This window comes from Streptomyces hyaluromycini, from assembly GCF_002217755.1.
GTDB classification, from domain to species: Bacteria; Actinomycetota; Actinomycetes; order Streptomycetales; family Streptomycetaceae; genus Streptomyces; species Streptomyces hyaluromycini.
Genome location: NZ_BCFL01000017.1, coordinates 94,814 through 115,450, shown reverse-complemented (window position 1 = coordinate 115,450; position 20,637 = coordinate 94,814). Strand labels below are relative to the sequence as shown.

Annotated in this window: 9 protein-coding genes; 3 read left to right on the top strand and 6 right to left on the bottom strand. The window is 75.9% G+C overall.

Annotated features, from left to right (window positions below):
* Window positions 1–39: 39 nt before the first annotated feature.
* Genes SSP29_RS08545 through eccCa form a run of 5 tightly spaced genes read right to left on the bottom strand, consistent with a single transcriptional unit; the run spans window position 40 to window position 12,917 of the window.
* Window positions 40–3,558: a right-handed parallel beta-helix repeat-containing protein gene (locus SSP29_RS08545; RefSeq protein ID WP_150133791.1), complete on the bottom strand. Its 3,519-nt coding sequence runs from the start codon at window positions 3,556–3,558 to the stop codon at window positions 40–42.
* On the bottom strand, window positions 3,555–6,122 hold the full coding sequence (locus SSP29_RS58355) for a hypothetical protein (RefSeq protein ID WP_150133790.1): 2,568 nt from the start codon (window positions 6,120–6,122) through the stop codon (window positions 3,555–3,557). Before SSP29_RS58355 ends, SSP29_RS08545 begins: the two co-directional genes overlap by 4 nt.
* Window positions 6,123–6,157: 35 nt before the next feature.
* A complete protein-coding gene (gene eccB / locus SSP29_RS08535; protein ID WP_089099946.1) occupies window positions 6,158–7,498 on the bottom strand; it encodes a type VII secretion protein EccB in 1,341 nt (446 codons plus the stop codon).
* 14 nt (window positions 7,499–7,512) lie between these two features.
* Window positions 7,513–8,946 carry a type VII secretion integral membrane protein EccD gene (gene eccD / locus SSP29_RS08530; RefSeq protein ID WP_089099945.1) on the bottom strand — a complete coding sequence of 478 codons (1,434 nt, stop codon included), beginning with the start codon at window positions 8,944–8,946 and terminating at the stop codon, window positions 7,513–7,515.
* Window positions 8,943–12,917 (bottom strand): type VII secretion protein EccCa, encoded by a 3,975-nt coding sequence (gene eccCa, locus SSP29_RS08525; RefSeq protein WP_438363789.1) that lies wholly within the window; start codon window positions 12,915–12,917, stop codon window positions 8,943–8,945. Before eccCa ends, eccD begins: the two co-directional genes overlap by 4 nt.
* 317 nt (window positions 12,918–13,234) lie before the next feature.
* On the opposite strand from eccCa, the gene SSP29_RS08520 reads away from it, so the two are divergent.
* Complete coding sequence (locus SSP29_RS08520; protein ID WP_089099943.1) at window positions 13,235–13,861, top strand: response regulator transcription factor; 627 nt, start codon at window positions 13,235–13,237, stop codon at window positions 13,859–13,861.
* A 609-nt stretch (window positions 13,862–14,470) separates the two neighbouring features.
* Window positions 14,471–15,346, top strand: coding sequence for a ricin-type beta-trefoil lectin domain protein (locus tag SSP29_RS60880; RefSeq protein WP_275539753.1), 876 nt, complete (start codon window positions 14,471–14,473; stop codon window positions 15,344–15,346).
* Between the two features lie 17 nt (window positions 15,347–15,363).
* Here the strand turns inward: SSP29_RS60880 and SSP29_RS59585 are convergent, their stop codons facing one another.
* On the bottom strand, window positions 15,364–19,392 hold the full coding sequence (locus tag SSP29_RS59585; RefSeq protein ID WP_245883050.1) for an ATP-binding protein: 4,029 nt from the start codon (window positions 19,390–19,392) through the stop codon (window positions 15,364–15,366).
* A gap of 247 nt (window positions 19,393–19,639) precedes the next feature.
* On the opposite strand from SSP29_RS59585, the gene SSP29_RS08505 reads away from it, so the two are divergent.
* Complete coding sequence (locus SSP29_RS08505) at window positions 19,640–20,533, top strand: glycosyltransferase family 2 protein (RefSeq protein ID WP_089100707.1); 894 nt, start codon at window positions 19,640–19,642, stop codon at window positions 20,531–20,533.
* Window positions 20,534–20,637: the final 104 nt, after the last annotated feature.

Below are 20,637 nucleotides of genomic sequence, written 5' to 3'. Positions count from 1 at the left end.
ACTGCCCCACCGGCCGTGATTTTCTGTCCCTGCGGCCCGTCAGCCGGCCACCAGCGCGTCCTCCAGCGGGAGTTCGCCCGCCAGGTCGGCGAGGACCAGCGCGGGGGCGCCCGCGCGGGCGGCGATCCGGTCGGCGAGCCGGTGTGCGCCGTACGCGCCGTGCGCGGGGTCCTGCGCGGCGAGCGCCGCGAGGACGTCGTCGGGTACCTCGAAGCCGAGGACCGTGAGCCGCCGCCGGGTCAGCTCCGCGAGACCCGCGCCGGTCCAGGCAGGCAGCCGCAGGTACTCGGCGAACGCCCCGGCCAGATCGGTACGGGTGCGCAGCAGCTCCATCAGGCGCGGGGCGCCGCCGCAGAGCACGAGCACCGGGCCGTACGGGCCGCGGGCCGCCGTCTCCGCGGCCAACGCGTCGACCACCGCGTGCCGTTCGGCCTCCGGCCGGGACTCGAAGGCGGGGTCCGCCGCCACCGTCAGCAGGCCGCCGGCCGCGCGCCGGAACGCGTCGGCGAGAAACGCGCGCGGCTGCGGGGTCCAGCGGGCCGGGACGGCCGACAGCGGTACGTGCGTGAGCGCGCCGGATGCCACGATCCCGAGCTCGGCCAGCGCCCTGCCGTATGCGGCGGCCACGGCCCGGCGTCCGCTGCCCGGGGGGCCCTCCAGCACCACGTCCGCCAGCCCTGCGGTGCCCTGCCCGAGCTTGACGAGTGTGTCCAGGCGGGCGGCCAGGGCGTCGGTGACGGGGGTGAGGGCGGTGAGGGCGGTGAGGTGGCGGGTGGCCTCGGCTTCGCCTTCGGCCTTTGTGGTCCCACCCGCACCACCCGTGACAGTTTCGTGGTCGGGTGCGGGTGGCCCCTGTGGGGCGGATTCGCCGTCGGCGGCTGCGGCTGCGGCTGCGGGCGCCGGGGACGGAGCCGGAGGCGGAGTCGGTGCGGGTGCGGGTGCGGGCGCTGGGGACGGAGCAGGAGGCGGTGGCGGAGTCGGTGCGGGTGCCGGAAGCGTAGGCGGAGTCGGTGCGGGGGTGAGTGTGGGTGGGGGAGTGGGGGTGGTGGCCGGGGGACGGGTGTCCGTCGGGTCGGTGGTGGGGCGGGGGGACGGTGGCCGGGGTGCCGGGGTGACGTCCGCTGCGGTCAGGAGGCTCAGTTCGCTGTCGTGGCCCGGGGGGTGGGTGGCCAGCCGGGACGCCTGGGAGCCGATCATCGACTCGAAGACCTGGCGGGCGACCCGGCCGTTGCCGAAGGTCGGGCCCTTGGGGACGTCCTCGAAATAGCGGGACAGCGCGTCCAGGGCGTCGTCGGAGAGCTCGTAGTAGTGCTTGGCGCACAGGCCGCGGACGATGGTGACCAGTTCCTCCGGGGCGTAGTTGGGGAACTCGATGGTCCGGGCGAACCGGGAGGCCATACCGGGGTTGGAGGCGAGGAACCGGTCCATGTGCTCCGAGTAGCCGGCCGCGATGACGACGATCTCGTCGCGGTGGTCCTCCATCAGCTTCATCAGCGTCTCGACGGCCTCCTGGCCGAAGTCGGGGCCGGTGCCGCGGGACTGGTTGGTGAGGGTGTACGCCTCGTCGATGAAGAGCACCCCGCCCAGGGCCTTGTTGAAGACCTCGGTGGTCTTGATGGCGGTCCCGCCGATGATCTGGGCGACCAGGTCGGCGCGGGCCACCTCGACGATGTGCCCCTGGCCGAGGATGCCGAGCTCGGCGAGGACCGCGCCGTACAGCCGGGCCACGGTCGTCTTGCCGGTGCCGGGCGGCCCCGCGAAGACGAGGTGGCGGCTCATCGGCGGCATGGGCAGGCCCATCTCGGTGCGCCGCTTGGTCATCTTGTTGAGGTTGATCAGCCCGGTGACCTCCAGCTTGACGCTCTCCAGGCCGACCAGCGCGTCGAGTTCGGCGAGCGGCCCGGTGGCGGAGCGGGAGCCGCCCGAGCCCGCCGGCGGACCGGGGTTCCCGGGGTCCCCGGACGCGCCCGGGCCGCCCTCTCCGCCGAAGCCTTCGCCGCCTCGGCCTCCGCCTCCGCCGCCGTCCCCGCCGAAGCCTTCGCCGTCCCTGTCTCTGCCTCCGCCTCCGCCTCCGCCGCCGTCTCCGCCGAAGCCGGCGCGCCTGCCGTCGCCCGCGCGGTCGCCCGCCCGGTCGGCCGCACGCTGACCCGCGCCGTCGGCAGGCCTGTCGCCGGCGTTGTCCTGGACCGCGCAGTTGCCGAGGTCGGTACGGGCGTCGGCGTGGGCGTTGACGCCCTGACCCCGGGCGCCGGTCATGCGGCAGCCGACGGCGGTGAACGAGCCGCCTGCCAGCACCCGCACCGCGTCGCCCGGCGAACCGGTGAACTCGGAGTCGTGCGCGGTCAGTTCCGCGTCCTCGCCGATGACCGCACCGCACCCGCGCAGGACGGAGCCGGCCACGAACGCGCTCGCCGACCCGGTCAGCCCCAGCCCCGGCCCCGGCCCCGTCGTCCCCCGGCCGCCGCCGCTCATCGCGATCTCGGCGTCCCGCAGGGTCACCCGGGCACCGCCCTGGGCCCGGACCCCGGCACCCGCGCCGCCGGTGACGGTGAGCCGCTCCAACTCGGCCGTACCCGAGTCGGCGGCCTGCACGGCGGCGGTCGCGGCGTCCCGGACGACGAGCCCCGTCGCCCTGACGGCGGTCGCCGCACCGGTGACATGGAGCCCGACCGGGGTGCCGGTGATCTCGCAGTCCTCCAGGCGGGGCCGGGCGCCCCCGGTGACCTGGACGCCGCTGCGGGCCGCGCCGGTGACCGTGCAGCCCCGCAGATGCGGAGCGGCGCCGTCGGCGATGTGCACGGACTGCCCGCTCGAACCGGAGAACGCGCAGTCGGTGAGCGTGGTCTCGCCCCGGCCGGTCAGGTACGCGTCCAGCGCGGTGCTGCCGGTCACGGTGACCCGGAGCAGGGCGGCGCGCGCCTCCTGCTCGACGGCGACGGCGGGCTTGCCGCTGCCGGTGATCAGGGTGGCCTCGACGGTCGCGGAGGCGTTGCCGTTGACGCAGACGCCGTTGCCCCGGGGGCGGTCGAACCGGCAGTCCCGTACGTCGAGGCGGCCGTGCTCGGCGACCACCACCGCCGAGGAGCCGACCTCGGTGATCTCGGTGCCGGACAGCACGTTGCCGCCGGGCGAGGTGACCACCACGCCCGCGCCGTGCGGGTTGGTCACCCGGCAGCCGCGGGCGGCCAGCGTGCCCTCGTCCCAGGCGAGTACGGCCGTCCACGCCGCGCCCTCGATCCGGCAGCCGTCCAGCGCAGACTGCCCGCGCCGCAGGTCGAGAACCGGGGCCTCCCGGTCGTCGCCCGACAGGACGAGCCCGGACAGCTGCACCGCCTCGGCCCGCACCACGACCGTGCTCCCGGCGGGCGCGTGCACCCGTACGGTCCCGGCACCGCCCTCCGCGGCCAGCGTCACGGGCCAGACGATGTCCAGCGCCTCCTCGTACCGGCCCGGGGCGACCGTGATCAGCGCCCCTTCCGCGGCCTCGGCCAGCGCGCCGGCGATCGTACGGTGGGCGCCCGGGCGGTCCGGGGAGACCAGCAACATCTGCCTGCTCACTGCTCGGCTCCTTCTGTACGGATCGCACGGGGGGTCACGATCAGTCCGGGCGGATCGGCGCTCTCGGCCGCGGCGTCGGTGCCGGTCCGCTCCAGGGCGTCCAGAATCTTCTCCAGGCCCTTGACGGCGATCTCGTCGAGCTTCGCCGCCACGTCGCCCCCGCCGCCCCGGCCGCCCCGGGTGTTCGCGGCGGCCGCGGCGGCCTCCGCGGCCTCCGACGGCGACAGCTCCCGCATGAGCACGGCGGAGCCCTCGGCGCGCAGCACCCTGAAGACGGTGCCCGGCAGGAACACCACCCGGTCGGGGACGGCCGGGTCCAGCGAACTGGTCCGCCGCGCGGTCATCGACCAGATCAGGACGTCGGTGGCGCCGCTGCCGCGCGGGCCGGGGTGCAGCGACGTACGGGCGTGGCAGAACGCCCACTCGGTGGCCAGCCCGCCCTCCCGGTACCAGGCGCGCTCGGCGTCACCGAGCCGGGTGCGCAGCAGGGCCGGGCCCCGGTAGGAGGGCAGCCGCCGCAGCCCGGCCGTCACACAGCGCGCCAGCGGCACGTGCGGTCCGGGTACGGCCTCGCGCACGGCTGCGTCGGCCTGGCGGGGATCGCCGGACAGGTACAGGCGTACGGCGACCAGGTCGGTCAGCGCGTCCGCCGCCTCCGTCCTGGACCGGCCACGCAGTCCGGGCGACTCCGACATCACGCGCGAGACGGAGCCGGCCAGGGCGTTGTACTGCTCGCTGAAGGTCCGGCGCATCCAGTCCCGCTCCTGCGCGACACCCCGCTCCGGCGGCAGCGCGCAGGCCGCGGCCCGCGGCACGGGCTGCACCCGGACGGCACCCGCACCCGCTCGCGCGGAGGCCGACGGCACAGCGGCAGCGCTGGCGCTGTGGCCGGCGGCGTGGCCCGGGGCGGGACCGGCGGCCGGGCCGGGACCGGGGTCCGGGGCGGTACCGGCGGTCGGCGCGGGAACGCCGACGTCGGCCATTACGTCGACCGCGTCGACCGCGTCGATGACGTCGATTACGTCGGTTTCGTCGATCTCCGGCTCGGGCGCGGCGGACTCCAACCGGAACCGCGGCGAGGCGGGCGGTGCGGGCCGCTGCACGGGGGCGGGAGAGGGGGCGGCCGGGGCGGCTTCGGCAGGGGGCGCGACGTCGGCCGAGGGCATGGGTCCGGCCGCGGGGACGGGTTGGGGCTGAGGGGCCGCCTGCGATGCCGGCGCCGACACGGTTGCCGGTACCCGCGCCGACGCCGACTCCGCTTCAACTTCCGCTTCCGCTCCCGCCTCCGGCGTGCTGGCCGGGGCCCCGTTCCGTACGGCCCGCGATCTGCTGCGCACGGTGGGCGCCTCGCCGAGGTCCGCCGCGCCGCTGCCGTGCCCGGGGCCGGAGCCGGAGCCGGGTTCCTCGGCCGGATCCCCGCCGCCGCTGTCGCCACCTGCCTCGCCACCTGCCTCGGCCTCGGCCCCGGCGTCGGTGCTGCTCGCGTTGCGAACGGTCGGTGCCTCCGAGAGGTCCGTCGCACCCTCGGTGCCGGGCCCGGCGGACCGCTCCGAAGGATCCGCCGCGTCGGCCTCCTCGTGCCACGGGGGTGACGCGGCGTCCGGTGCGGAGGCGTCCGGCGGCACCGCCGACGCGTCGGCGCCGGACTCCGTGCGGAGGGGCGGCCGGAGCGGAAGGGGCGGCAGGGGCGGTACGGCGGCCTCGCCGGGGTCCGGTGCCGGTGCCGGTGCCGGTGGTACGAAACCGGTGGGGAGGCAGGTCGTCTCGGCCGGGACGGTCCGGTCGCCGGGATCGGTGCAGGGCAGGCCGTCGTACAGGACGGCCGGGTGGCCCAGGGCGTCGGCCAGTGCCTGCCCGGGGGAGGCGTGGTCGCCGGGGACGTCGAGGGTGCCGTACAGGACGAAGCGCACCGCGGGGCGGGCGCCGGGGAGCACGGTGTCCCAGAAGCGGGCCACGTCGTCGGGGGACAGCGGCGGGGTGCCGGGGCTGCCGAGGACGACCAGGTAGCGGTGCGGGTCGGTGGGCACGGCCTCGACCGCCCGCCGGTGGTGCGCGGCCAGGGGGTCCGGGTCGGCGTCGCGCAACCACACGCCGGCGGGCAGCGGTTGGGCGACGATGCGGGTCCCGGCCGGCCGGGTGGTGCGGATCGGCGCGGAGAACTCCCAGTGCGGTTTGGGGAAGCGCTGCGCCACCGGCTCGGGGTCCTGGCCCGGCCGGAACCGCAGCCAGGCGGCGCCGTCGTCGCCGGGCACGAACAGGCCGCCGCCGACGGTCGGCACGAGGTCGCCGTCGGCGGCGAGCACCTCGCGTTCGAGCCGGTCGGCGATGCGGCGGCACGCCGTACGGATGTCGTCCGGGGTGCCCCGGCCGAAGACCAGCCGCGGGCTGCCGTACCGGGCGGCCGACAGCAGCCGGGCCACCGCCTGCCACTCGGTGGCGAGGGAGCTGCCGGGCAGGTCCACCACGGCGAGGGTGTGCAGCGGGTCCTCGGCGATCCCCCCGGCGAACGCGGCCGCCCGGTCATCGAACCTGCCCTTGGGGTGGATGAGCAGGGCGTCGCCCACGAGGGTCGAGCGAAGGCGGAGCCGGGCCACCGGGATCAGCCCTTCGCCGCGGCGGCGCGGCTGAGCGCCGGACCGTCGGGGACGAGGGCGAGGACGCCCGCGGGCAGCGTGAGCCGGCGCTTGCCGTCGCCGAACCCGAGGGCCCGCTCGGCGTCGGTGTCGGCGATCCGGTACTTCAGGCCCTGCTCGGTGATCAGGTACTCGGTCCGGTCGCCCGCCGGGGAGCCGTCCGGGACGGCCAGCACACCGCCGCCGGCGGGCAGGACGATCCCCCCGGCGCCGGGGGTGCCCACGGTGATCCGGGCCCGGCCGTCCGACGCCTCCGTCAGACAGACGGTGCCGCCGGCCAGGGCGCGGACACCGGACAGGTCCGGTACCCGGCCGGTCGTGGCATCGTCCGCCGAGACCGGGGCGACCGCGATGTCCGACTGCCCTACCTGGCGCGGTGCGGGAGCGCCGGGGCGGGCGGCGAGCAGGGCGTACTCGGTGGCGTTGACGCGGGCGAGTCCGTCGGAGCGCATCACGTAGTAGTGCACTGTGCCGCCGGTGTTGCCGGTGCCGTCGGTGCTGGTGCGGAAGAGCTGGCCGACCTTCGAGGTCTGCCCGGCGACCTGACCGGCCGCCTTCCCGGCGCCGGCCGGTACGGGTGCGGCGAGCGCGGCGCCCGTGGGCACGGCGGCCAGCCAGTCGGCGGTGGCGGGGAGGGCCGCCTGGTCGTCCAGGCCGAGGGCGATCAGTGTCGAGTCGCCGGGGACGGGGTACTTGACGCCGCGCAGCAGCAGATACCGGGTGTCTCCGGGCCCGGTGAGCAGCACCTGGCGGTCGGCGGGCAGGGCGACGAGCGCGGCGGCGGAACCGCCGAAGAGGAGCGCCTGCCCGTGGCCGGCCGCCTCCTTGGCGCCCTGAGCGCCCTGCCCCGGCAGGCACCGTGCCCACGCGCCGGTCGCCAGTGCGGACGCGGTCGGCACGGTGTCCGGTGCGCCCTGGATGCCGACCGGGGTGCCGTGCGGGACCCCGGCCAGGGACTTCGCGGACGCCGTCTCCGGCGCGGTGCGCTCGCCCGCGATGAGCAGCGCGGAGGCGTAGTTGCGTACGGGGCGCAGCTCGCCGTTCGCGTACACGTACCGGTTGCCGGTGTCCTCCTCCAGGACGATCGCCCCGTCCTTGCGCCAGTCCTCCTTGGCGGCGGGCGAGATCAGCCCGTACACCCCGAACCCGGCGCACAGCAGCACCGCCATGCCCACCCCGAAGACCGAGCCGAGCGCGGACCGCCGGGTCGGGCTGTCGCCCCGGCCGGGGTCGCCGCTGACCAGGGCGGAGGCGAGGCGGCCCATGGCGAACTGGTAGGCCTGTACGTGATCGCGTCGCGTCTGCATGGCTGCCGCCGCCCCTAGCCCGCGAGGCCGCGGAAGTAGCCGTACGCGTGCAGCACCTGGAGCAGCAGCGGCAGCAGCGCGATCGCCGTGACGGTCTCCAGCAGGTCGCCGAAGTGTCCCCACACCGGAAGGAGCCGGGCCCGTGGCAGCCGCCAGGCGCCGACCAGCAGGAGCAGGGCGGCCGCCAGCAGTACCGCGAGGACGGCGGCCCGGCCGCCGGGGCCGGTGGGCGCGACCCGGACGATGAGGACGAGCCCCAGGCCGTAGGCGCCGGCCAGCACGGCGGGGACCCGCTGGAGGGTGCCGTTGGTGCCGCGCGCACGGAGCAGGACGGCGAGGCTGAGCGAGAGCGGCAGCAGCCAGCCGGCCCAGCCGTGCTCCCGGTCGGCGAGCAGCCACAGGGCGACCGCCCACACCAGCGCCGAGGAGATGCCGATCATGTCGAGGCAGGCGGTGGCGACGGCGACCCGGTTCGCCACGGCCTCGCCGGGCTCGGGCTCGATGTCGAGCTGGAGTTCCTCGGCGTCGTGGGGGAGTTGGGGTACGCGCAGCCGGGCCGTGCGCAGGGCGAGGCGGGGGGCCAGGTGTCCCAGGACGAACAGGCCCACCGCGACCACCGCGGCGGCCTGGACGCCGTGCAGGCCGGTGGCCCGGGCGAGTCCCGCGCCGATCGCGGCGGCGACGGCCGTGAGCAGCACGGTGCCGGGTACGACGAGGGGCAGCGCGCCCAGCGCGAGCAGCAGGCCGGCCAGCGCGACCACGAACCCGGCGGCCAGCAGCGTGCCCGTGGTGCCCGGGGCGAACCCGCCGGACGGGCCCTCCCGCAGGGTCGTCCCGGCCAGTGCGGCGAAGCCGAACGCGCCGACCCCGGTGACCAGGACGCCGCCGCGGTCGGCCTGCGCGCGGGCCGCCGTCGCGCAGGCCGCGGCCAGGACCAGGGCGACCGCCCCGGCCGCCGCCGAGGTGAGCGGACCGGGGCCCGCGCCGAGCAGGGTGGCGGCGAGCGCGGCCAGCGCCAGGCAGGACAGGGCGAGACCGAGGTTCCGGGTGAGTCCGGGGTGCCAGCGGCCGGAGCCGGTGCCGACGGCGTGCGCGACGCCGTCGGAGACGTCGTCGAAGTGCAGGGCGGGCAGCGCCGCGTCGGCCGGCCGCAGGTGCAGCACATCGCCGTCCCGCAGCCCGGCGCTCTCGGGGGTCGCCTCCGGGTCGAGGGGTTCCGCGCCGAGCCGTTGCAGGACCCAGGGCGTGCCCTGGAGGTCGTCGCCGACGGCCTGGCGCAGCAGCACCGGCAGCAGGGCGGAGACCGGGGTGGTGACCGGGACGGCGAGGTCGGCCCGGCCGGCCGGCGCCTCGACGGTGAGCCGGCAGACCTCGGTGACCCGGACGGGCGGCGCCGCGCCGGCGGTGCCGGTGGTGGTCGGTCCGGTGGTGGCCGGGGCGGTGGTCATCGTGCTCCTGTGGGGACGGGGGCCGCCGACACCAGGCCGGTCTGGACGAGCTGGACGGTGCGCCGGGTGACGAGCTGGGCCCGGCCGGCGGGCAGGGTGCGGGGCTTGGCCTCGCCGATGAACTTGCCCTCCTCCTTGGGGTAGGAGAACAGCAGCGCCGGGTTGCCGAGCTCCCACATCCGGCGGATCAGCGGGTCCATCACGGACCGCATGGCGCCGGAGGTGGAGCGGGCCACGACCAGGTGCAGCCCGATGTGGGCGCCCTGCGCGAGCAGCGGAACCAGCGGCATCATCGCGGAGGGCGTGCCGGGCGCGCCGGCGAAGAGGTCGTAGTCGTCGACGAGGACGAACAGCAGCGGACCGGTCCACCAGTCCCGCTTCTCCAGCTGCTCCGGGGTGACGTCGGCGCCGGGCTGCCGCTTGGCCACGGACACCGCGGCGCTGTCGGCGAGCTTGCCGAGGGCGTCGTTGTCGACGACGTATCCGACCCGGTACTCCTCGGGGACGTCCTTGAGGAGTCCGCGGCCGGGGTCGGCCAGCAGGATCCTGGCCTCCTCCGGGCGGTAGCGGGCGGTGATGGCGCGGATGGCGAGGCGCAGGGCGTTGGTCTTGCCGGTCTCGCCGTCGCCGTAGACCAGCAGGTGCGGGGTGGCGCCGAAGTCGTGCCAGACGGGGGCGAGGCGCTGCTCGTCCCAGCCGAGGCAGAACCTGAGGTCGCGGGCGTCGGCGGGGGCGGGCAGCCGGCGGGCGTCGAGGCTGGTCGGCAGCAGCCGTACGCCGGGGGCCCGGGGGCCGGTCCAGAACGTGTCGATCTCGGCGACCGCGGCCTTGGTGGCGGCCGTCAGGTCGTCGGTGCGCGAGGAGCTGTCGAGCCGGGGCAGCGCGGACAGGAAGTGGTGTCCCGAGCTGGTCAGACCGCGTCCCGGCCGGTGCGGGACACCGGCCGCGGCACGGGAGCCGACCTCGGACTCCATCGAGTCGCCGAGCCGCAGTTCGAGCTTGGTGCCGAGCATGTCCCGCAGCCGGGGCCGTACTTCGGACCAGCGGACCGCCGAGGCGACCACGTGCAGGCCGAACGACAGGCCGCGCGCGGCGAGTTCCATGACCCGTTGCTCCAGCTCGTCGAAGTCCTGGCGCAGCGTGGCCCAGCCGTCGACGACCAGGAAGACGTCGCCGAACGGGTCGTCGATGGTGCCGTCCGCGCGCAGCGCCCGGTAGGCGGCCATCGACTCCAGCCCCCTGGACGTGAACAACTGCTCGCGCTGTTCCAGGAGCTGGGTCAGCTCTTCGACGGTGCGCAGCACCCGGTCGCGCTCCAGGCGGGTGGCGACGGAACCGACGTGCGGCAGGCCGGCGGTGGAGACCAGACCGCCGCCGCCGAAGTCCAGGCAGTAGAACTGCACCTCGCGGGGCGTGTGGGTCAGGGCCAGCGACAGCATCAGGGTGCGCAGCAGGGTCGACTTGCCGGTCTGCGGCGCGCCCACCAGGCCGAGGTGGCCGTCGGCGCCGGACAGGTCGGCGGTCAGCAGTTCGCGCAGCTGCTCGAACGGACGGTCCACCATGCCCAGCGGAACGCGCAGCGCGCCCTGCACCTGCGGGTCGGCGGCGCCCATGCCGCGTTCCGGGTCCGGCACGATGCCGGGCAGCAGCTGGTCCAGGCCGGGCGACTCGGACAGCGGGGAGAGCCAGACCTGCCGGGCGGGCGGGCCGCTGTCCTCCAGCCGCCCGACGAACACCTCCAGCAGGCTGTCCTCGCCGTCCTCCGTCTCCTCCTCGGCCTCCGCTCCCGGGTCGCGCAGGTTCTCCTCGGCGAGCGAGACCAGCCGGGCGGCCTCCTCCGCCTCCCGGGCCCCGGCGGGCGGGCCGTGCCGCTCCAGTCCGAACGCGGTCACCTCGCGTGCGACGCCCTGCCGCCCGGCCGTCTCCTCGGGACCCGGCGCCGCGGGCGCGGGCCCGGAGACGTACGCGGCCTTGAACCGGACCAGGTTGGTGGTGTCGACCTTGAGGTAGCCGTTGCCGGGCGCGGACGGCAGCTCGTAGGCGCTGGAGGTGCCGATCACGCTGCGCGACTCCATCGAGGAGAAGGTGCGCAGCGCGAGCCGGTACGACAGATGGCCCTCGACCCGGTGGATCCGGGACTCGTCCAGCCGCTGCGAGGCCAGCAGCAGATGGACGCCGAGGCTGCGCCCGAGCCGCCCGATGGAGACGAACAGCTCCACGAACTCGGGCTTGCTGGCGAGCAGTTCGGAGAACTCGTCCACGATGACCAGCAGCGAGGGCAGCGGCGCCAGGGTGCCCGCCCCGGCGGCGCGCGCCTTCTCGTACTCGTAGAGCGAGGCGTAGCCGGCCTCCCGCAGCAGCTCCTGCCGCCGGATCATCTCGCCGTTGATGGAGTCCCGCATGCGGTCGACGAGGTGGAGTTCGTCGGCGAGGTTGGTGATGACGGCGGAGGTGTGCGGCAGCCGGTCCATGTTGAGGAAGGTGGCGCCGCCCTTGAAGTCCACCAGGACCAGGTTCAGGATCTCGGAGGAGTGGGTGGCGGCCAGGCCCATCACCAGGGTGCGCAGCAGTTCGCTCTTGCCGGAGCCGGTGGCGCCGATCAGCAGCCCGTGCGGGCCCATCCCGCCCTGCGCGGACTCCTTCAGGTCCAGTTCGACGACCTCGCCGTCCTCGGTGACCCCGATCGGCACCTTCAGCCGGGCCTCCTGGGCCAGCCGGGGACGCCACTTGGCCGCGACGTCGAAGCCGCGTACGTCACGGATGCCGAGCATGGTGGCCAGGTCGAAGTCGGACTCCAGCGGCTGGTCCACCAGGTCGACGACGCCGCCGGTGCGCATCGGGGCGAGCGCCCGCGCCAGGTTCTCGGCCTCGACGGGGCCGAGCCGGTCGGCCCGGCCGCTGACGTTCTCGGCGCCGCTCGGGAAGTCGACCCGGCCGCCGCGCACCGTGAGCCGCAGCACCTTGGGGCCGCCGGGCACCGCGCCGGTGAGGTCCAGCAGCACCACCCCGCGCAGCCCGGCCCCCAGCAGCCGCGAGGTCGACGGGAGCCGCACGCCCTGGGCGACGATCACCGTGAACGGCTCGGCCACGCTGGGCGAGGAGGCGGCGTCGTGGTCGGGGCGGTCGCGGACGTCCGGACCGAGCAGGTCGAGCAGCTCGTCATGGTCCCCGGCGGCCAGCCGCACCGCCCCCGCCGCGTCCTCCTCCGCCGGATGGGCGTTGTGCGGCAGCCACTTGAGCCACTCCCACTCGCGCCGTGCGGCCTCGTCGCCCAGCACGGCCACCCGCAACTCGTCCGGGGAGTGGAGGACCGCCAGCTGCCCGAGCATCGCCCGGGCGAGGGCCACCGCCTCCGCGGCCTCGCCGGTGAACTCGACGCTGGTGAAGCGCCGCAGCGAGACCGGCACGGGCAGCAGCGGCACGGTCTGGTGGGCCTTGGTGAACCGGCGCAGCGAGATCGCGCACAGCGGCTCCAGGTCCTCCACCGGCCGGGTCTGCGGCGGCAGGAACTCCAGCGCGGCCCGGCGGGTCGCGAGACCGATCCGGACCCGGCCGAAGTCCTCGTGCCCGGGCCGGCGTTCCCACAGCCGGGGCCCGCTCGCCAGCGCCCACAGGTCGGAGGCCTCGGGGTTGTCCCAGAGCAGCGCGGCCCGCTGTCCGTCGGCCGCCTGCCGGGCCTGGACCCGCTTCTGGCCGAGGTAGCGCAGATAGTCCCGGCGTTCGGCGCGCATCCGGCGGCGCCGCTCCGCGCCGGGCCGGCCGATCTGGGTCAGCGTCATGCTGACCATGGCGATGCCCATCATCCCGGTCATCATGTACATGGACGTACCGCCGCTGCCGACCGAGTACATCAGCACCATGGCCCCGGCACCCAGGCCCATCGGCAGGTACGTCATCACCGAGCCGAAGTCGGCGGTGGCCGGTTCGCCGAGGACCGGGGGCTCGGCCAGTTCCACCTGACCCTCCGGCATCGGGGGGCCTTCGGCACGCGGCGAGCGCTTGGCGACGACGGTGCTCAACGTGCTCTCTTCTCTTCTGCTTCTGCTCTGCTGCTCTGCTGCATTTCCTGGCGTGCGCGCGGTGGGATCCGCGCGTGGAGCGTAGGCAGGAGGCCGCTCGCGCCCGCGGCGCACGAGCCGATGTCCGCCCCCGCGGACAGCGAAGCCTGGCCGGAGGGGCAGCTTCGCCAAGTACACGCCAAGTCGGCGTTAAGGCGGTCCGGTGACGATCTCCGTACGCCGCTTCGGAACGACGGTCCACTCCCGGAAGGAAAACAGGAACGTTGGGGATGATCTCGATCGCAGTCCTCGCCGGTGACCCGATGACCGGCGAGGGGGCAGTCTCGTGCCTGCGCAGATACCCGGGGCTGAAGGTGCTGCCCCAGGAGGAGCACCGGCACGCGGACGTGGTCCTCGTGATCACGCCGGACGTCACCGAGGAGACGGTCCTGCTGATGGAGTCGGTGACCGCCCGCTCGGCCAACCCCGGTGCGGGGATCGTGCTGGTCACCGGCCACATCGGCGACGCCCACCTGCTCCGGGCGGTGCGCCACGGCCTGCGCGGGGTGATGTGGCGTCAGGACACCACGTACGACAAGGTCGTGGAGGCGGTGCGCGCGGTGGCCGACGGCGGGGCCGCGCTGCCGCTCCCGGTCCAGGGCCGGCTCGTCGACCACATACGGGAGGTCCAGCGCGACGTCCTGGGGCCGCTCGGGCTGACCGCGTCCGGTCTGGAGACCCGCGAGGTCGACGTGCTGCGGCTGCTGGCCGAGGGCCTGGAGACGACGGAGATCGCGCAGAAGCTGAACTACTCCGAGCGCACCATCAAGAGCATCGTCAGCGTCATGATGAACCGCCTCGGCCTGCGCAACCGCACCCACGCGGTCGCCTTCGCCCTGCGCTCGGGAACGCTGTAGCGGGCGGGGGCCCGGGGGCCGACGGGTTTGCGGACGCTTACCGGCGCTGGCAGGGTGCCTCCCCCAGCCTTCGGCCGGGGGGACCCCCAGCGCCCACCCGTGCCGCCCTGCGGCACGCCTGCCCGCAGCTAGGTAGCTGACGCGACTGCAGCGCCCCGTAAGGGGCGCGGGGAACTGCGCGACCAGCCCCCACCGGCCCGCAGGGGAAGGCTTTCCGGTCCTGCGGGGCAGAGTCCGCGGCGATCGGCGGAACGCCCGCCGCCGCCCCCCTAGATTCGCGCGCCGGGGAACGACACACGCGGAGACGGGCAGGCAGACATGGAGCACACCGCAGGGCAGCCGGAGACGCCGGAGGAGCCGGCCGTCTGGGAACGGCCGCTGCCGTGGCTCCGGGAAACCGGCTCCGAGACCGGGTCACCGCGAGCGACCGGGACGGAGCCCGCTTCCGAAGCGCCGACTGCGGAACCGGCGGCACACAGCGGGGCAGGGTCCGCCCCGGATGACGGAACCGCACCCACGCCGACGCCTGCACCGACGCCCACGCCGACGCCCACGCCGACGCCCGCGGCCGCGCCCGGTACGGCCGGGGTGCCCGGGCAGCCCGGAGGGTTGTTCCGGTCACCGGCGGCGCGGCCGGACTCGCCCGGCGCACCGGACCAGGCGGACTCCGGGGAAGCCCGGCCGGAGCGCGGTGCGCGGGTCGTCGGAGCCGTGGTCGCCGCCTGCGTCCTGCTGGTCCTCGGCCTCGGCAGCGCCGCGTTCATGGCACTGCCGGACCACGACGACGCCACGCCGCACGCCGCGGCCGTCGGCGACGGCGTCGTGCCCCAGCTCACCGAGGGCGCCTCGGCGTGGCCCACCGGCTCCGGGTCCGCGTCGGCCTCCGGCAGCGGCCGTCCGGCACACGACCCGAAGGGCACGAAGCCCGGCAAGGCCAAGGGCGCGCACACCAACGGGGGTTCGTCCACGGCGGCGGACTCCGTCCACCCGGACAAGGCGTCCGGCACCAAGGCCACCCACGCCACCGGTACCGGCGCCACGGCGACGGGCAAACCGGCCTCCAAGCCCGCCGCCACCCATGCCGCCTCCTCGGCCACCGTGTCCGGCGACGCGATCGTCGGCTACGCCTCCTCGAAGTGCGTCGAGGTGAGCGCCCACGCCGGCGCGGACGGTTCCCCGCTGCGGCTGTGGGGGTGCGACGGCGACGCCTGGCAGAAGTGGGTCTTCAAGTCCGACGGCAGCGTGCGCTCCATGGGCCTGTGCCTCGACATCGCCAACGCCTCCCAGGACAACGGCGCGGCCATCCAGCTGGCGACCTGCAACGGCGGCTGGGCCCAGAAGTTCAACCTCAACAGCTCCCACGACCTGGTCAACTCGGTCATCGGCAAGTGCGTGGACGCCAAGGACTCGGGCACCGCCAACGGCACCCGGCTCCAGTTGTGGGACTGCGCCGGGACGTCCAACCAGAAGTGGCGGCTGGCCTGAGTCCGGCAGCCGTCGTGTCAGCTCCGCGGGGCCCCGTCCTCCGCGGCGGCCCGGGCGGCCGCCACCAGGTGCCGGGAGCCCCACTGCCCCGCCACCTCCTCCGCGCGAGCGAACTGCCGTCGCGCCTCCGCCTCGTCACCCAGCAGCCGGTACAACTCGCCCAGCGAGTGGGCGAACGGGCGGGTGGCGAAGGTGACGCTGGCGGCACCGGCGAGCTGGGTGCGCAGCGGCAGCAGCAGCGGGACCAGCTCCAGCGCGGTGGTCATGTCGCCCAGCAGGAACGCCAGTTCGGCCCGGAGGGACAGGGCGATGCCGTACAGGTGGTCGGGTACGAGGGGTACGGCGGCCTCGGTGCGCCGGCCGAGCGCGTGCGCCTGCTCGTGCTCGCCCAGCCGGGCGAGGACCACACCGAGGGCGAGCTCGGCGGTGGGTTCGGGTTCGGTGAGGAGGGTCCGCAGCAGCGGTTCGGCCTCCCGCGGGCGGCCCTGCGCCAGCCGTACGGTCGTCAGCCCGAGGACGTGCACGAAGTCGCCGTACGGCGAGCCACGGGACCGCAGCCGCTCCCGCACCCCCGCGTAGCCGGCCTCGGACTCGGCGAAGCGGCCCTCGACATGGGCCAGCATCGCCAGGGTGGTCAGGTTGATGGCCTCCGCCTCCGCCAGCCGGTGCCGCCGCGCGACGGTCCGCCCCTCCCCGGTGTGCCGGCGGACCTGGGCGACGTCGTTGCGGGCGCCGGCGGCCATGGCCCCGATGTGCTCCCGCACCCAGCTGTTGGCGGGCAGGTCGTGCGCGTACCCGAGCACCCGCAGCTCGGTCGCCAGCGCCCCGCGGCGGTCCGGGAACCCGTCGGGCGTGACGACGGACGCGACGGTCAGCGCGGAGGAGAGCAGCAGCGGGTCCCCGACCGCCCGGGCGACGGCCAGCCGCCGCCCCGCCTCCACCACCCGCTCCACCCGCCCACCGGCACCCGCCTCGCCCCCGTCGCCTGCGCCGGCCGCGACACCTGCGCTCGCTCCGGCACTCGTGCTCGTTCCGACGCCTGCGCCCGCTCCGGCCCCGGCGCTGGCCGCGGCACCCGTGCTTGGCCCGGCACCCGTACTCGCCCCGGCACCCGTGCTTGGCCCGGCACCCGTGCTTGGCCCGGCACCCGTACTCGCCCCGGCACCCGTGCTTGGCCCGGCACCCGTGCTTGGCCCGGCACCCGTACTCGCCCCGGCACCCGTACTCGCCCCGCCGCCGTTGCCTACATCGCCCCCGCTGCCGTCGGCGTCCTCGCGGCCCCGCTCGTCCGCAGGGGCGGGCGGCAGGATGCCGAGGACGGCCGGGTCCAGGTCGGCGCGCGCGATCAGCCGGTCGACGAACGTGTCGACCGCCGCCGGTTCGACCAGCCCCCACGGCCCGCTGAGGGCCCCGCTCAGGGCCGGCTCCGGTCCGATCCACGCGCCGAGGGCCGCCGCCGCAAGTTCGTCGCGCCCGACGCCCTCGGCCGCCGCCAGGGCGCGCTGCCGGGTGTGCCGCGCCGCCACGATGGCCCCCGCCCGTATCTCCGCCCGCAGCAACCGCCCGAGCAGCGCGACCAGCCGCCCGGCCCGGCCGCCGGCCGTGTCGCCGTTGATGCTGCCGGTCCCGTCGCCGGCCGCGTCGCCGGTCGTGTCGCCGTCCACGGCGGCGGCGGGTATCAGCGCGAAGGACTCGATCGCCTGCGTGAGCAGTTCGACCGCGGTGTCGTGGGCGTAGCGCCGTTCGGCGAGGTCGGCCGCGCCCAGCGAGTACTCGACGGCGAGTGCCGCCGTCCGCGCGTTCGCCGCCCGGGCGAAATGGTGCGCGAGAGCCGCCAGGTCGTCCGGACGGCGCCGCCGCAGGACCTCCGCCAGACGGGCGTGCAGCCGTGCGCGTCGCACGCCGACCAGGTCGGTGTAGAGGGTGTCGCGGACCAGTGCGTGCGCGAACCGGACCATTCCCGGCGCCGGTTCGGTCAGCAGCCCGGCCACGACGGCCGCCTCGACGGCGTCGAGCACGTCGTGTTCGCCGTGCCGTGCCGGGTCCGCGGCCTCGACGAGCACACCGACCTCGGTCTCGCGGCCCACCACCGAGGCCAGCTGGAGGACGGCCGGGGCCCCCTCGGGCAGCTGCCGCAACCGTCGGCGCAGCACGTCGCGCACGCCCTGCGGCACCTCGGAGACCGCCACCAGGGCGCCCTCGCTGGCGAGCAGCCGGGCGCTCTCGCGGACATAGAAGGGGTTGCCCCCCGTACGCTCGGCGAGCGCGGTCACGATGGCCGTGTCGACCGGCTCCCCGCACACCGCGCCGACCAGGGTGGCCACGTCCGGCAACGGCAGCCCGCCGAGCGCCAGCCGGAACGGCGAGCGGTGGGCGAGTTCGGCGAGGGTCTTGGTCAGCCGGTCCGCCGCGTCGGCCGGACGGTACGCGGCGATCACCAGCACCGCTGAGCCGACCAGCTCGGCGGCGCGTTCCAGCAGGGCCAGCGTCTCGCCGTCCGCCCGGTGCAGGTCGTCGAGGACGACCGCCAGCGGCTCGTCCGCGGCGGCCTCCCGCAGCCAGGCGGCGAACGCCCGGTGCAGCCGGAACCGCCCGGCCGACGCCGCCCCGCCGTCCGGGCCCGGGAACCCGGTGCCCCCGTGGCCGTCCGCTCCCCGTTCGCCGTAACCGGCCTCCTGGAGCAGCGCGCCGAGCGCGTCCGGGTCGGTGGGCGGCACGCGGCGGGCGAGCGCGCCGAGTGCCTCCACCCAGGCCCAGGCGGAGGGAGCGCCGTCGAACTCGGGGCAGCGGCCGACCACCACGGTCCAGCCCTGCTCCCGCAACCACAGCCGGTACCGGCCGAGCAGCGCCGACTTGCCCGCACCGGCCTCCCCGGTCACCAGGACGACGCCGCCACCCCGCCGGGCGGCACGCGCGACCTCGGCCAGGGCTCGCAGTTCGCCGTCCCGGCCCACGAACAGCTCCTCGGCCGGCCGGTCGACGACGACCGTGGCCACGGAGTCCGCGAACGGCACCGGCGGGCCGACCGGGGCCGGTCCGGAACCCGTGAACGGCGCGGGGAGACCGACGGCCGTGGCCGCCGTGGCCGCCGTGGCCGCCGTGGCCGCGGACTCCGCGGAGGGCACGGAGGGCACGGAGGGCGCAGAGACCGCGGAGGGAACGGCGGGAGCCGCCTCGGCGTCCGCGAGGGGCGTGGGGAGGCCGACCCGGGTCGCCCCGGAATCCGCGAAGGGCGCGGGCAGGAGGGCCGGAGCCGGTACGGGCGCCGACGGCACCGACGGCACCGACGCGCGCAGGATCTCGGTCCGCCCCGTCAGCAGGGCCCTCTCCAGCTCGGTCAGGGCGTCGCCCAGGCCCAGGCCGAGTTCGTCGGCCATGACGGCGGCGGCGCGACGCAGCTCGGCCAGTGCGTCGGCACGGCGCCCGCCGGCCCACAGCGCGAGGGCCAGCAGCCGCCAGCCCTCCTCGCGCAGCGGATGCTCCCGCACGAGCGCCTCGGCCGCCGGCACCGCCTCCGCCGGGGTTCCGGACGCGAGGGCCGCACCGATCGCCAACTCCCGTGCCGCCAGGTGCAGGTCACCCAGCCGGGCCGCCTCGGCGACCGCCCACTCCTCGTCGGCCCACTCGCCGTACGCGGCCCCGCGCCACCACCCGATGGCCTCCTCCAGGAGACGCCGGGCCTCGGCCGGAGGCGCGGTACGGGCCCCCCGCACCGCCGCCTCGAACCGCCAGGCGTCGACCGCCTCCTCGGGCAGCCGCACCGCATACCCGGGCGCGACGCTGACCAGGACGCCGGCGGGGGTGCGCGGCGCCCGGCCGGGTTCGAGCGCGCGGCGCAGGTTCGACACGTAGACGTGCAGGGAGGCCGCCGCCTTCTGCGGGGGCCGGCCCCGCCACAGGCGGTCGATGAGCCGGTCGACGGGCACCACCCGGCCGCGGTTCGCCAGCAAGAGGGCGAGGACCGCACGTTGCCGGGGGCTTCCCAGGTGGACCGGTGCACCGTCGATGTCGGCACCGATCGGCCCCAGGACCTGAACAGAGAGCATGAACGGGCAATTTACAGCGCCGCTTCGTCCCCTCGGAGGCGCTCCGTGGCGTGTCCGAGCGCTTCCCGGGGCGTGGTGGGGAGCGGCCCGCGTCCGGTGCGCGTCCGGTGCGCGTGGGCGTCGGCGCGCCGCCACGAGGCAGGCCCATTTATGGAGTATCGACCTACCTGTGGTGACGCCTTGGTGAACAATGGCCATCCTTGGGGACAGGTGCGGCTGCCGCCGTCGGCCGGATGGGGTGAAGGGCATGCAGGAGCCGAGACTCGGGGTTGCCGTCGTGACCATGGGGAACCGGCCCGACGAAGTCGAAGCCCTGCTCGGGTCAGTCGCCAAGCAGGACCTCGCCCCCGACCGCATCGTGATCGTCGGCAACGGCTGCCGGCTGCCCGAGTTCGCCGGCCGTCTCGACCTGCCCGGTGAAGTCACCACCGTCGACGTCGAGGACAACCTCGGCTGCCCCGGCGGCCGCAACGTCGCCCTCGCCGCCCTGCGCGCGTTCGGCGACGTGGACGTCGTCGTCGAACTGGACGACGACGGACTGCTCGTCGACGTCGAGGTGTTCCGGCAGGTCCGGGATCTGTTCGCCGCCGACCCCCGCCTCGGCATCATCGGCTTCCGTATCGCGGACGAGCACGGCGTGACCCAGCGCCGGCACGTGCCCCGCGTCGGCAACGCCGACCCCCTGCGCGGGGGTTACGTCACCGGGTTCCTCGGCGGCGGCCATGCTCTGCGCATGGACATGCTCGCCGAAACCGGCGACTGGCCGGCCGAGTTCTTCTTCGCCCATGAGGAGACCGACCTCGCCTGGCGGGCCGCCGACGCAGGCTGGAAGATCCTCTACGCGCCCGAACTGCTCCTCCAGCACCCCCGGACCTCGCCCGCCCGGCACGCCGTCTACTTCCGGGTCACCGCCCGCAACCGGGTCTGGCTGACCCGCCGTCGGCTGCCCCTGCCGCTGATCCCGGTCCACCTGGGCGTCTGGATACTGATCACTCTTCTGCGCACCCGTTCGACGGGCGGCCTGCGGGCCTGGTTCGCGGGCTTCGCCGAGGGATTTCGCGAGCCGGCCGGGGAGCGCCGTCCCATGCGCTGGCGCACCGTCTGGCGACTCACCAGGCTGGGCCGCCCGCCCGTCGTCTGAACCCGGGCCACCGGGCCACCGGGCCACCGGGCCACCGGGAATCCGAGACGGGACGAGGGCCCCAGTCGGTCACCTCCGCCGACCGGGGACCCTCTTGCGTCCCC

Coding starts and splice junctions, on each gene's coding strand:
- eccB (WP_089099946.1), bottom strand. CDS start 7,498: ATGCAGACGCGACGCGATCACGTACAGGCCTACCAGTTCGCCATGGGC.
- eccD (WP_089099945.1), bottom strand. CDS start 8,946: ATGACCACCGCCCCGGCCACCACCGGACCGACCACCACCGGCACCGCC.
- eccCa (WP_438363789.1), bottom strand. CDS start 12,917: ATGCCGGAGGGTCAGGTGGAACTGGCCGAGCCCCCGGTCCTCGGCGAA.
- SSP29_RS08520 (WP_089099943.1), top strand. CDS start 13,235: ATGATCTCGATCGCAGTCCTCGCCGGTGACCCGATGACCGGCGAGGGG.
- SSP29_RS59585 (WP_245883050.1), bottom strand. CDS start 19,392: ATGCTCTCTGTTCAGGTCCTGGGGCCGATCGGTGCCGACATCGACGGT.
- SSP29_RS08505 (WP_089100707.1), top strand. CDS start 19,640: ATGCAGGAGCCGAGACTCGGGGTTGCCGTCGTGACCATGGGGAACCGG.